Origin of the sequence: Herpetosiphon sp. (genome assembly GCF_003512625.1) — a bacterium.
GTDB lineage: Bacteria > Chloroflexota > Chloroflexia > Chloroflexales > Herpetosiphonaceae > Herpetosiphon > Herpetosiphon aurantiacus.
In genome coordinates this window covers 25,071-39,033 of sequence record NZ_DOPT01000058.1, presented here as the reverse complement: position 1 = coordinate 39,033, position 13,963 = coordinate 25,071, and the positions used below count along the sequence as shown (strand labels likewise).

The following is a 13,963-nucleotide window of genomic DNA, read 5'->3' as shown; positions in this document are numbered from 1 at the left end:
CCCTGCACCCCCTCAAGCACAATGAGTGGTCATCATCCATCCACCGATGAACCACAAGATCCGTGGTTCGCAGCGAAAACCGACCCTTGTAAGCTAGCCCCCTCGCCCGCAGCAGTGGGAGAGGGGTCGGGGGTGAGGGCATTACACTTAGGCATAAACCAGATTGTAGGAGGTTGACATGGCAGCAGCACTTTCACGCCGTAGTTTTCTGAAAATAATGGGCTATTCGGCCTTGGCGACGACCGCCACGACGCTAGGAGCCGCCGCATATGGGTTTCAAGTTGAGGCCGAATGGCTGAGCATCCACGAAGAAACGATCGTTTTGCCGCGCTTGGCCAGCGCTTACGATGGTTATCGCATCGCCCATTTGAGCGATATTCATATTGACGATGTTTTGATGACTCGTGAACATTGGCTGACCACCGTGCGCATGGTCAACGCCCAAAAACCAGATTTAATCGCGATCTCAGGCGATTTCATTACCCATGACCCGAGTCGTTTTACCGAAGATTTAGCGGCTGGCTTGGCGATGCTCGAAGCACCCGATGGGGTGGTGGGCGTTTTGGGCAACCACGATTATTGGGGCGATGGCAATGGCGAGACCGTGCGTCAAGTACTGCGAACAACTGGCATCACCGATCTTACCAATCGTGCGATCAGCCTGAATCGTGGTTCGAGCAAGTTGCATTTGGCTGGCCACGACGATCTTTGGCCCAACCCGATTGGCCCCAACGACCCCAGCACCATGAAACCAGTGCTTGATCGTTTGGTTGCTGAATTGCCCAAGACTGATGCAGCAATTATCTTGGTGCATGAGCCTGATACCGCCGATTTCACTGCTAGCTACAATCGTTTTGATTTACAGCTTTCGGGCCATGCCCATGGCGGCCAAGTGCGTGTGCCAGTCAAAGGCGCATTGCTACTGCCCTACTTGGGCATGCGTTACCCCGACCATCGCTATGATGTAGGATCGATGGTGCAATTTACCTCGTGGGGTTTGGGCTGTAGCTGGCCACAAGTACGCTTTGGCTGTCGGCCTGAAATCGTCATGCTCAGCTTAGCGTGTGCTTAAGCTCAGATGAGTATCAGCCGATTCATGGCCAAACTGTGGTATTCTAGGGCCATAGGGCATAACCACATTAGGAGGATTGCAGGTGAAAGCCACACCAACACCACTACGCCGTGTCATGAGTATCGCAGCAGGCATCGCTCTCGGGATTGCCCTCGGAGGCGTAGTCAGCATGTTTATTCTGGTGCTGATTCTATTATGAACCACGCCGTCACGGGGCAGAGTAGCCCCGTGATTGGCGGTTAAATAAGCCCTCGCCCTTTGAACTCCAGATATTTATTAATCACCGAAACCGTTAGTTTGTTGGCTGGCACGTCGATCGTATGTACGCCAGCTTGATTCAGCGTGTCGAGCACTACCCGCCGTTCATCAAGCACCATCTCGGCCACGGCGCGTTCATACACATCGGTGGAACTATAGGCCGCTTTGCCAGCATAGCCGACTAAGTTGGGGTCGCTCATCACCACACACAAGGCGAGGTGGGTTTTGGCCAAGCGTGCCATATGCTGAATCAGCGGCTTGGCGGTATCCATGGTGCTGAGGTCGGTAAAAATCACAATTAACGAACGGCGCTTATTCTTCAAGCCCAAGTAGGAGATCGCGCGGCCATAATCGGCCTCGACGGGCTGCGATGGCAAGTTATACAACATCTCCAACATTTGATAAAACTGGGCTTTACCACGGCGCGGCTGCAAAAAACGCCCAACATGGTCGGCAAACGAAAGCATGCCGATGTGATCGCCTTTGAGCATCGCCACATACCCCAGCATTAACGAGGCATTGATCGCATAATCCAGCTTGGCGATATCGTTGATTGTTGGGCGCATCAAACGCCCAGTGTCGATCACCGACACTACATACTGCGAACGCTCGGTCTCATATTCGGCAGCAATCAGCTTGTTACGGCGAGCGCTGGCCTTCCAGTTAATCGAGCGAAACTCATCATCGGGCGTATATTCACGCAAGCGCTCAAACTCGGTACCTGAGCCAAACACGCGGGCGGTGCGCAACCCCAACTCAAACAGCATGCCCTTCCGCGCCAACATATCGTATTTGCGCACATCAAGCACATTGGGATAAACCTTGACCAATTCGTCGAAGGCGATTTTGGTTTGGCGCAAGAACGTACCAAAGGTGCTGGTATAGCGCAAATTGATATTGCCAAAGCGATAATCACCACGCCGCAAGGGCCGTACATGGTAGTTAACCTCTTGCACCGTATCTGGCTCGACCTTGGTTTTAAGAATCAGCGTATCGCTGGGAAACTCCACCGGAAACTCATCACGAATTTGAATTTCGAGCGTGCGCGGGCTTTGATTATGCACTGCCAGCGTGATCAGGTTTTGTTCGCCAATTGAAAGTTTTGGCTCGTTGATCCGCGCTACTTCCAACAATTTAGGCTTGGGAGTCATAAACCAATCAAGCGCCACAAAGCCAATCAGCAACAATACATAAACCCAGATTGTCCAGCGCAAACTGGGGGTTGCTGCTCCGATGATCACCGGAACCAAGCCTGCTAGCAAAAGTGCTAATAAACGGCGCGATGGAATCATCAGCGAGGAACCTCAATACGCCCCAAAATCCGGGTCATCGCGGTATCTGGGGTCAAACCTTCAATCTCAGCCTCTGGTTTCAAAATAATCCGATGGCGATAAACTGGCCGCGCCAAGAATTTAACATCATCGGGCACGACATACTCGCGTCCTTGCATTGCCGCAAAGGTTTTGGCGGTCAGTAACAGGGCAATCGAGGCCCGTGGTGAGCCACCTAACACCAAATCCGGCGAGCGTCGTGATTCTTGGGCAATCGCATTGATATAGTTAATCACGCCATCTTCGACGCGTAGGCGGCCAATTTCCTCGCGGCAACGCATAATCGTTTCGGGCGTGACGGTTGGCTGCAAATTGGCGGTGCTCAGGTTGCGAGCACTGAAGCCTTGGTTATAGCGCCGTAATACTTCAAACTCAATTTCAGGTGGGCTATAGCCAACCAAAACTTTGAACAAAAAGCGGTCGAGTTGCGCTTCGGGCAGCGGATAGGTGCCTTCGTATTCCATGGGATTTTGGGTGGCAATCACAAAAAATGGCTGTGGCAAGGGCATCGTATCGCCATCGATCGTCACCTGTTGTTCTTCCATGGCTTCGAGCAAGGCTGCTTGGGTTTTGGCTGGAGCGCGGTTAATTTCATCGCCCAGCAAAATTTGGGTGAAGATTGGGCCTTTGCGTAGCCGAAATTGGCTGGTTTGCATCTCATAGACGCTGGTACCCATCACATCCGAGGGCATCAAGTCGGGGGTAAATTGCACCCGCTTAAACTCGGCCTGCACCAAATGGGCCAAGGTTTTGGCCATCAAGGTTTTGGCTGTACCAGGCACACCTTCGAGCAACACGTGGCCGCCACTTAGCAGCGCAACCACCAATTGTGTCCAGGTATCTTCTTGACCAACAATAACTTTAGCGGCCTCTTGGCGCATATAATCGGCAAGTTGTTTGACGAGCATTGATCCTCCAATATCATTCTCACGAGCACCGCACGATGCCCGTAGCAAAGGCAAAAAGCGCGGGTTTAGGCCCGACCCTGTTGTTCCCATAGGTTGATAAAGCGATCGATATCGTTGACCAGGGCCAAGATCGTCGCCTCGCTGGGGTTGGGCTGGCTTAAATGGTTGAGCAAATGAGCTAAGTGATTACGATCGATTGTATCGGAATACCGCTGAACTTCACTTAAAAAGCTCTGGTCATCAAGCTTGGGGTTAATCCCATAGGGCTTAGCAACTCGGCGTTTGAGATAGGTTTTATAGTGGGCTTGCATATGTTCGGCTTGACGACCGCGCTGAAACAAATTGGCCATCGATTGGACATATTCGCTGCTATTCCGTCGCATCAAATCGATTCTGCTGGGCACAATCTGACCAAAACGGCGACCAGAAAGCAAGGCCCATAAGCCCACAACCATTGCGCTATAGACCATCGCCGCAACCAAAGGCGAATAGGGTTGGGCTGGCACAGGAGCGGCTTTGGGTGGTAAGGCACGGCCATGATGTACCTCATCAAAGGCAATTACACTGCCTGCGGGCATCCGATTAACCATATTAAGGATAATTTTGGCATTGCTTTCATAAAACAAACCAGCATTGGTAAAGAGCCAAATATTGGTTGAAGCATAGATCATCCCACGGCCACGACTAATGCCAAGCGTCGTCGGCTGTGCTTCGCTACCAACAATCACTTGGCTATTGGGTCTCACTCGCTCAAAATAGCTAATTGTTTGATAGCCTTGCAAACCGTTTACTATCGGGTTCACCAAAGCATGACTGGTATCACTGGTGCTGACCATTTCCAAGGCTTCGATGCGGGTGACCGTCAGATCCAAGCGGGTCAAAAGGCCATTTTGTTGATCATCAGCGACAATCAGCGTGCCGCCGGTATCTTCAACCCACGCTAAAACCGCATCAATTTCTTCCTTGCGCCAATTATTAGTATCGCTTGGCTTGATTACAAGCAAAGTATCGATTGTTTGGTCAAGCTCATCGAAATCGCGATATTCAAATGACTCAGTTTGATAGCCAATTTTGCTCAGCCAAAGCTGCAAAGCGGCAGTTCCGTCGCCACCTTGGTTGTACATCGAGCCAGGCCGCAGGTTACGCGCTTGAGGATCGCAGGAGCGAAATAAGAAAAATGACAACGCGACGATGCCAATGAAAATCGCGAAAAATTTCACTTTACTATTCATCTTAGCGTACCTCGCGCAGGGTTGTCACTTGTTGGCGGTATTGATCAAACGTGCCTTGATCGACTTCGGCAATCCCATACCAGACCCGATCAAAGGTTTGAACAACCGGAGCTAAGCGTTGATGCAAGGGCGAGTTACTGGGAACCGCCGCCAATACCTCACGGTTGGTCAAGGTTCGATCATAGCGCAAGAGGCCACGCTCTTCGAGCCATAACAAGGTTGAAAGGTACAAATAACGCACAGCATCGCGAAAATCGCCCTCTTCGGCGGCGACTTTATCGGCACGTTCGATTGCTTGGACACTGGTTAGTTTTTGCTCCTCAGCGGGAGCTTTGCGGCGGGCCACGCTCACACTATTGCGGCGCACCGTCGAGACAATATAGCCGAGCAGGCCCACAACAAAGACCAGTGCAATAATCGTAAAGCAGCCAGTTAAACCATCGTTAAACAACCAGCTTAGAAAGCCAAAATCAAAATCTGGCCTTGATTGATTCCGTTCGGGATTTAACGCATCAAACGGTGGATTGTTGAGAATAACCTTCAAGGTTTCGAGATCTTGGGGGCCGGTTTCACGGCCAGCAGTCAGGGCTTCGAGCATAGCCGCCAAGCGTTCACGAATCAGCAGCAAATTGGGAGTATTACTCGCAAGGCTATCTTTGAGCCATTGATGATTAACTGCCAGCGTTTGATTATCAGCAGTTCGTAGCTGTTTAAGCGCAATGATTTTGTCGCTGACCTCGCGCAGGCCTATTTCATCGTTACGTTGAGCTGCCGTAAAGGCTTCGCGTAGCAGTTGGGTATATTCGCTGACGCTGACCTCGCTGGCTTGGGCCATAGCCGTTAATGGCTGGGCCAACAACCAACCAAAGAGCAGCAAACAAGCAGTAATTCGCCAAATTCGATCCATCTCAACCTCTCAAGTAGGCTAGTTACTGCTGAGCAGTAATGCTTGGGTTCGTGGGAATGCCGCTATAGGCCAGTCGCAATTGATCGTAATAGAGCAAGGTAAAGCCAATATAGGCCATCGGCAGAATCATAATTGAGGTAACGGTTGAAAAGCCCTCAGTCATGGCAATCGTCAAAGCGCTGGTTTCGCCAAACAAGGCCATGGCAATCGCGCTGATGATGGTTGTGATATAGCTTGCCAGCACTGCTAAAAGGACCACCAGCGTAATCCAAATATTGGTGATCCGACCAAATGCGCCACGGGTCAAAATCCACGAGTGATGGATTGCCCGAAATACGTTCACCTGTTCGGCCACAATAATTTGCGGCACAAGGCTCAAACGCACCCCAAAAAACCAAAGCAAGCCTAGGGCTAAAATTGTGCCTAAAATTGGCACAATCGCAAAAAATAGGGCGATAACTAAGCCCAAAACGCAAATACAACCCCAAGCAATCAGCGCGGGCAGACGGCGTAAACTGCTCAAAACCACGCTTGCCCAGCGCGGTGTAGCTTGGCGATAGTGATCACCAACTGCAATCACACTTGCCGCCATGGCTAAATTGCGCATGATAAAAATCGAAATAAAGCCAAAGCCAAATAATGCCAACAAGTAGGGCGCAATATCGGCGCGTGGATAATCCAATACCCACATGCCATCGCCAGTTTGGCCATTATCAATCCGCCGTTGCATTTCGGCCATAATCACATTGAGTTGGGCCGTCGCCCGTGCTTGAATGCCATTGGCTTGCAACCACAAACTACCAATCAAAAATGGCCCAACTTGGAGCGCCGCCAAGCCCATAAACAAGCCTGAATAGCGCCGAAGCAGGTTGATTGCTTCACGGATTAAGTTAAAAAATGTCATGGGTGTGGGTGTTGATGATGGAGACTGCTGCACAAAAACCCTCTACTTAAACACCTTTGAAGCGGCGTGAATGCCACCGCCGCTATCTATTATACCGCAGCCCTCAAGGTTCTGATAGAGGAAAATTATGCTAAGCTAGGCCGAATTTGCTGCTTCGTTGGGCAATAAGGGAAATTGCAACAACGCGGTGATGCCTGGCTCAGGGTCATTCGGAATTAAGCTGATCGAGCCAGATGCCCGCCACATCACGGCAGCGCAAATTGGCAAGCCTAAGCCCAAACGCTGTGGACCATGGGTTGTCCAGAAAGGTTGCCAAATATCGCCCAAGGCTTCGACTGGGATACCACGTCCAGCATCACGAAACGCCAAAACCGTCGCATGCTCAGTTTGATAAGCCTTGATCACAATCCCCGCATGGCTTGAGCCAGATTCCAAGGCATTATTGAGCAGTTCGGTGCAGAGGGTCAGCAATTCGCGCTCTTGCAATAAAATATGCAAATTCGGCTGAATTTCAAGCTGCAAGTGCTCAACCGAACGATGAATTTGCAAGGCTTGATCGATTAGGCTGGGCAAGGCATCACTGAGATCAATCGGAAATGGCGCAGGACTAATCCGGCTAGCGCCTTTGAGCAGATGAATCCGCTGAACCATCTCTTTGCCGCCACGCACATGTTTGACCACCTCGGCCAATAATTCACGCTGGCCTTCGTCAATCGCATCAAGCTCGGCCAATTGGGTATTGCCCAAAATCACCGCCAATAAATTATTGAAGTGATGAGCCATTTGGCCAGCTAGTTGGGCCATATTGCGCAAATAGCCCAATTCGGCCTGCTCGGTTTGGCGGGCTGCTTGGTCGGCCACAGTTTGGGCATTGGCCAATGCTACGGCAAAATGCGGTCGGGCCATTTCAAGCAAGGCTACTTCTTCATTGGTAATTTGACGATGCTTGATTGCAATAATCAACACACCCAATAGGCGAGCTTGATGCAACAATGGCACTGCGGCACAGCCTTGATAACCTGCATCGAGCAATTGCTGGGTAATTGGCACTAAGGTATCAGTGCCTAAAACACACGAATAGACCCGCGTAATCGTGCCAAGTTCGGTCAGCAAATGCAGGCTTTGCTGATCGTTGGGCATACAGAAGGCATGTTGCTGTGAGGTATAGGCCAAATCAATAATTGCATTGCGATATGAATACCATGCAATTGCAACTGGCCCCATAATTTGTTGCAACTCTTGCTCAATACTGCGATAGAGCGAATCGAGATCCAAATTGGCGCTGAGCGATTGGGCTAGATTATTGACCAATTGCAACTGGCGGGTTTGACGCGCCAATTGTTCGCGCATTTGGGCTTGGCGAATTGGCCCAATAATTTGGTGGGCAATCAATTCGAGCAAGGCTTGATCATCGGCGCTGAAATGGTCAACCACGCTATGATACACCGCTAAAACACCCAACGGCCCACTGGCATCGCCAATTGGCACAATCAAGGCTGAACGCACGCTGGCCGCCGATTGATCAAGCTGCAACCAACGCACATCTTCATGGACATCGGTGATCCGCACGGTTTCGCGACTGCGCAAGGCATAGCCTGCCGCACCCTCTTTGACCACCCGTTTTACTCGATCAAGATTGTGCGAAACGCCATCGTCGGTTGTGAGAATTTCAACATCGGCTACATCATGCAACAAAAACAAATTGCCATGGTCGGCCTGTAAAGCTTTGGTGCTCACATCGACCACATGTGCCAGCATGCCCGAAATCGACTCAATCTGGGTGATATCGCGGGTAATATCGGCGATCAGGGCAAAACGTTCGCGCTCGGCCTCAACCCGCGAAAGCACATGTTTCAAACGAATTGCCGCCCGCAAACGGGCGCGAAGCGTCGCCGAATCGACCGGCTTGAGCAGAAAATCATCGGCTCCCTCAAAATAAGCTTGTTGGCGCACCGCCAATTCTGCTGCGGCAGTCACCACAATAATCGGAATATAATGATGATCGCGCTGGGCACGAATCGTCTTCAGCACTTCAATTCCATCAATGCCAGGCATAAAAATATCGAGCAAGATCGCATCTGGCGGCGTTTGACGCACAAAATCCAACGCCGCCACGCCATGCTCAGCCTCAGCGGCGAGATAACCCGCCGCTTCAACATAACGCCGCACAATTGAACGATTTGAAGATTGATCATCGACGATCAAGACTAACGGCTGTTGACTAAATTCGTGCATTTCGGTCATGCAGAGTTCCTAAAATTACTAGGCTGGGGCATGCCAGCGCTGAAGCTGATCCCAATTCAGCCCAGTTTCAACGTTTACTTCCAATGGCACGGCCAAATCGGGATAGACTTGGGTCATCGTATCACAAACTAATTGGGCTACGGCATCACGCTCATCCTCAGGCACTTCCAAAACCAATTCGTCATGCACTTGCAGCAGCATTTTGGCCTGATAGCCGCCAGCAATTAATGCTTGTTCCAGCCGAATCATGGCCAACTTGATCAAATCGGCGGCTGTGCCTTGAATCCCAGCGTTGGTCGCTTCACGCTCAAAGGCGCTACGGCGAGGCCCAGTTACGCCACCGTCTTGCAATTCGCGGAAGTAGCGGCGGCGGCCAAACAAGGTTTCAACATAGCCAACTGCCTTAACTCGCTCCAATGTTCGTTCGATATAGCTCTTCAGGCCTGGGTATTGAGCAAACAAGCCGTTGATCATTTGTTGGGCTTCGGTGCGTGAAAGCGCCGTGCGAGCGGCCAAGCCAAAGCTGCTAATGCCGTAAATAATACCAAAGACCGTCATTTTGGCGATCCGCCGCTGATTTTTGCTGACTTCATCCATGGGAATATCAAACAAACGGGCAGCGGTGGCTGCGTGAATATCTTGGCCAGTTTTAAACACTTCGACTAAGGCTGGATCGGCGGTGATATGAGCCAAGACTCGTAGTTCAATCTGTGAATAGTCGGCGGTCATCAGTACATGGCCTGGCCGCGCAACAAAAGCCCGTCGAATTTCGCGGCCTTCCTCGCTGCGCACCGGAATATTTTGCAAGTTGGGTGAGTCGGAGCTAAGCCGCCCAGTTTCCGCGCCAATTTGGCGATATTGGGTATGCACGCGGCCTGTTTGCTGGTTGATCAACTCAATCAAGGCATCAACATAGGTCGATTTGAGCTTCGACAAACGGCGATAGCGCAAAATCATGGCTACAATCCCGCTTTGATCGTGAGTTTGTAAATCTTCCAAGGTTTCAGCGTTAACTGAGTAAACCGCGCCGCCACTGCGAGTTGTACCAGCCAAACGCTTGAGATTGGCGGTTGGCAACTTCAAGCGAATAAACAACAGATCATTTAAATCGAAGCGCGAATTAATGTTGAGTGGTTCGCCGACAAAATCGGCAATATGTTGCTCGATTTCGCGTAAACTTTGACCTAACACTTGACCTTGTTGCACCAATTGCGCCCGATCAAGCCCAATGCCACAGGCTTCCATGCGCATCAACACAGGGCTAAGCGGCATTTCGATTTGCTCAAACACCTCGCGTACCGCCGGAATTGCCCCAAGTTGCGGCATGAATAGCGCCAATAAACGCGCCGTCATATCAACATCGGCGCTTGCATAAGGCGTTACTTGTTCAATCGCCACCTGATCCATGGTGATTTGCTTTTTGCCAGTACCGATCAGTGTTTCGATCCGGGTCATCTCAATTGGGCGATCATCGGCATCGCGTAATTCGGCAAAGGCCAAATCTTTGAGGCTCTGGCGTTTGCCCAACAAGGCGGCGGCGATGGCCGTATCGAAACTCAAATGGGGCACATCAAGCCCAATCAAGCTCAAGGCGCTCATATCAAACTTGCCATTATGCGCTACCACAGCTTTTTGTGGGTCGCTAAACAATGGTTGCAGTGCCGCGACAACTTCGGCTATCGGCAATTGCTGGCCGCTGCGATGGCCCAATGGAATATACCAACCGCAGCCAGCAGTATGGGTCAGGGCGATGCCGACAACCTTGGCGGGCACAGGCGAGAACAAATTCAAACTATTGGTTTCCACATCGAAGATTAAACGTTCAGCTGCCGTCAAAATTCTTACCAATTCGGCCAATTGTTCGCTGGTAGTCACCGCTTGATAATCGCCAGATTGAGCGATCGGCTCAGCACTTGGGGGCGTGGCATCATCGAACATGGTTAATTGGTTAGGATTGGTCGTTTGCGGAATGGCAACAACTTGGACAGCGCTCACTTGGCTGGAAAGTGGCAGCTTATCGACCAACTTGCGAAATTCAAGCTGGCTGAACAAGGCCAAGACCGTATCACGATCATAATCGTGCACTTTGGTGGCTTCAAGATCCAAGGTTACCGGGGCGTTAGTAACGATAGTTGCTAAGTGAGTGCTAAATCGCGCGGCTTCTTGCTGGCCATCGAGCTTTGAACGATAGCGATTGGCGACTTTATCGAGGTTGGCGTAGATATTTTCGACGCTGCCCCATTCATTGAGCATGCTGATTGCCCCAGCCTCACCAATGCCCTTGACCCCAGGAATGTTGTCGGAGGTATCGCCCTTGAGGCCGCGCAAATCGGCCAGTTGGTTGGGAGCCAAGCCTTTGTAGCGTTCGCGCACTTGAGCTTCATCGTAGAGCGAAACATTGCCCTTGCCATAAGGATTGGCCAACAGCACCTTGGTATAGTCGTTGACCAATTGCAGGGTGTCGGTATCGCCTGTGATAATCAAGGTATCGACACCCTGCGCCTCAGCTTGACGACACAACGTCCCAATCACATCATCGGCCTCATAGTTCTCGGCAGTGTAGATCGGAATATTCAAAGCATTGATAATTTGCTTGATCCGTTCAAGTTGGGGGTGGAAATCGGCGGGTGTTTCAGCGCGGCCAGCCTTATAATCGGGGTACAGATCATCGCGGAAGGTTCGACCAATATCAAACGAAACCGCCACATACTCTGGTTGGCGCTCACGTAACAAGTTGAGCAAAATTGATAAAAAGCCTTGCACGGCATAGGTTGGCTCGCCCGTGGCGCGAACCGACATGCCTGTGTCGCGAAGCGCAAAAAAAGCGCGAAATGCCAGTGCATGGCCATCAACCAAGACGAGCGTGGGTCGCTGCTGCATACGATCAAAACCTCCTGAAACACAACATCCACCCTGCATTGTAGCAGTATTTCGCTGCAATACTAGGTGCTTATTATCGAACATTTGTTCATTTTAACACACAAAATAGTCGATGATAAGCTGTGCTAGCAAATGATCTACGAAGGGCTGTAACCGCGAAGGCCACGAAGAGCGCCAAGGCGCATTGGATCTAGGCGATAGGCCTAATAATTTATCGAATGAACAACAGCCAGTTGCCCTGACCCCCTCGACCCCACTCCCGCAGACCAGAGGAACCACGAAACGAAAAGCCCCTCGCCCGCCGCATTGGGAGAGGCTTCAACGACGGTAAAGAAGCTGAACGCGCAGCAAAGCAAACGAAAAGCCCCTCGCCCGCCGCAGTGGGAGAGGGGTTGGGGTGAGGGATCTTAAGGATTTGGAAATGAAGGAACAGCAATACGCTATAGGCTTATCCTCGTTCATCCTTACCGGTTTCAAGATCGCCGGTGGCAACCATTAAGCCAAGCCAAAGGCCACGGGCAAAACGATAGAAGATAATATGGAAAATTGACATGATTAATAATAATGCCAATAAGCCTTGCATCAACTGATCGCTGGCATAAATCACTAAGAAAATGCCCCCAATAAAGCCCAAAAAGATCGTCAAAACAATATTGATGCCCATTGCACCCGTACTTTGATTGCCAGTGGCTTCGTAACCAACCCCACAGGCACTACAGGTTGGGTGAATATCGTAATAACTGCGAAAAAGCTTACCCTTACCACACAAAGGACAACGCCCGATAAAACCACGCAGCATGGCCAAAAGAAAATTACCCATGATCTTCCTTTAATGATGTAACAACGCTGTTACATCGTTCTCTGATCTAGTGTTTGCTCGGGTGGAAATGCCAACCCTTAACAGCAAACCGATCTCAATTAAAACGACTGATACCAGCTAGCATACCTGATTCTGACGATTTGTCTATCGAGTTTAGAGCGGAGAGATCCATGAGTTTGCAGTGGTCTAACGTGATGGTGATCGCTAGCCCTTAATCATAAAGGTGCCATACATATCGCTTTGCTCATCGCCCTCCTGGCGATCACCGTCAATCACCCATGTGCCATCAATCTCGTTCCATTCAGAGAGTCGCTGAAACCCAGGTTCGAGCAAAGTCCATGGCGCGATAAATTGCTTGATTTGCTCGACGGTACGGGCATAAATTGGGCTGCCCATGGCGCTATACCGTGCTAGCAATTCTTGCAATTTAGGGTTGGGATTTTCAGGCAGCGCAATCCACGAGATGGCGATTTGCGAGCCTGGCGCACACCATTCATACAACCGTTGCAGGGTTTGGCTCAATACCTGATCATTGAGAAAATAGGAGACCCCAATCATACAAATGGCCAATTTGCGTTCACCAGCAAAATGTTGCTCGGCTTGGGCCAAAATGCTCTCAAGCTCGGCAATATTGGCTTGATGATAAATAACGCGGGGATTGTTGCCGATAATTTCGCGGGCATAGGCCACAGTTGCCTGATCATAATCGTTGTACAACACTAAGGCATCAGGGCGAATTTCGTGAATATAGCCTTGAGTCGGCAGGCCACTGGCCAAATCTAGATAGCGATTAAAGCCCAAATCGGCTAAACGGTTGACGGCAATATCCAAAAACCAACGATTCAGGCGTGCGCCATTTTCAATCGTTGGAATCATCTGCACCAAGCGTTCCGCCGCCATGCGATCAACGGCAAAATTGTGGCTACCACCCAACAAATAATCGTAAATCCGCCCAGCATTGGGCTGCGATGGATCAAATTCCACGGCGAGCACTCCTTAACCTAAAGAGCGTTGTAACAATCCCACAGTTTGGCGAAAGCGATCATGCTCCGAGCGCACATGGGCGATTTGGTGTTCAACAAAGCTTTCGATCACCACTTTGAGCAATTCGTAGCTCTCGATCGCCCGTAGTTGTTCGCCATGGCGCAAATAATCGGCCTGAACTGCTCCAACAACCGCTAAAAGGCTTTTCAAGCCAATGCCTTGTTGAAACAGCATGCGGCCCATTAGGGTGGCCGATGTTGGTTGCTCATCGAGCAAAAATTGGCCAATTTGCATGGCAATGGTGTGAAGGCGAGGTGGTGGCAATGTGCCTGCATTGTGTAACGAATTGGCGCGGAGTGTCTCACGAACGACACTATAAATATCAGTGCTAGTAGTCACGAGAACGCCTCCTAAATCAGAGTG

The 13,963-nt window shown here is 50.6% G+C and carries 11 protein-coding genes; 1 reads left to right on the top strand and 10 read right to left on the bottom strand.

The window, feature by feature from the left end:
• Positions 1 to 178 precede the first annotated feature (178 nt).
• On the top strand, positions 179 to 1,072 hold the full coding sequence (locus tag DEF47_RS12435; protein WP_012187636.1) for a metallophosphoesterase: 894 nt from the start codon (positions 179 to 181) through the stop codon (positions 1,070 to 1,072).
• A gap of 239 nt (positions 1,073 to 1,311) precedes the next feature.
• Here DEF47_RS12435 and DEF47_RS12430 read toward each other — a convergent pair whose 3' ends face one another.
• The 10 genes from DEF47_RS12430 to DEF47_RS12385 form a co-directional block, all read right to left on the bottom strand.
• Positions 1,312 to 2,622: a DUF58 domain-containing protein gene (locus DEF47_RS12430; protein WP_012187635.1), complete on the bottom strand. Its 1,311-nt coding sequence runs from the start codon at positions 2,620 to 2,622 to the stop codon at positions 1,312 to 1,314.
• A complete protein-coding gene (locus DEF47_RS12425) occupies positions 2,622 to 3,569 on the bottom strand; it encodes an AAA family ATPase (protein ID WP_012187634.1) in 948 nt (315 codons plus the stop codon). Before DEF47_RS12425 ends, DEF47_RS12430 begins: the two co-directional genes overlap by 1 nt.
• A gap of 65 nt (positions 3,570 to 3,634) precedes the next feature.
• Positions 3,635 to 4,801, bottom strand: a complete 1,167-nt coding sequence (locus tag DEF47_RS12420) for a DUF4350 domain-containing protein (RefSeq protein ID WP_012187633.1) — start codon at positions 4,799 to 4,801, stop codon at positions 3,635 to 3,637.
• A 1-nt stretch (position 4,802) separates the two neighbouring features.
• Positions 4,803 to 5,708, bottom strand: a complete 906-nt coding sequence (locus DEF47_RS12415) for a DUF4129 domain-containing protein (protein ID WP_012187632.1) — start codon at positions 5,706 to 5,708, stop codon at positions 4,803 to 4,805.
• 22 nt (positions 5,709 to 5,730) lie between these two features.
• On the bottom strand, positions 5,731 to 6,645 hold the full coding sequence (locus DEF47_RS12410; protein ID WP_012187631.1) for a hypothetical protein: 915 nt from the start codon (positions 6,643 to 6,645) through the stop codon (positions 5,731 to 5,733).
• 102 nt (positions 6,646 to 6,747) lie between these two features.
• Positions 6,748 to 8,856: a response regulator gene (locus DEF47_RS12405; protein ID WP_012187630.1), complete on the bottom strand. Its 2,109-nt coding sequence runs from the start codon at positions 8,854 to 8,856 to the stop codon at positions 6,748 to 6,750.
• 18 nt (positions 8,857 to 8,874) lie between these two features.
• The gene (gene polA / locus DEF47_RS12400; protein WP_012187629.1) at positions 8,875 to 11,736 is read right to left on the bottom strand and encodes a DNA polymerase I; all 2,862 of its coding nucleotides are present in this window, start codon (positions 11,734 to 11,736) and stop codon (positions 8,875 to 8,877) included.
• Between the two features lie 448 nt (positions 11,737 to 12,184).
• Positions 12,185 to 12,556: a DUF983 domain-containing protein gene (locus DEF47_RS12395; protein ID WP_287045161.1), complete on the bottom strand. Its 372-nt coding sequence runs from the start codon at positions 12,554 to 12,556 to the stop codon at positions 12,185 to 12,187.
• A gap of 204 nt (positions 12,557 to 12,760) precedes the next feature.
• Positions 12,761 to 13,540 (bottom strand): SAM-dependent methyltransferase, encoded by a 780-nt coding sequence (locus DEF47_RS12390; RefSeq protein WP_012187627.1) that lies wholly within the window; start codon positions 13,538 to 13,540, stop codon positions 12,761 to 12,763.
• 12 nt (positions 13,541 to 13,552) lie between these two features.
• The gene (locus tag DEF47_RS12385) at positions 13,553 to 13,939 is read right to left on the bottom strand and encodes a hypothetical protein (RefSeq protein WP_012187626.1); all 387 of its coding nucleotides are present in this window, start codon (positions 13,937 to 13,939) and stop codon (positions 13,553 to 13,555) included.
• Between the last annotated feature and the right edge of the window lie 24 nt (positions 13,940 to 13,963).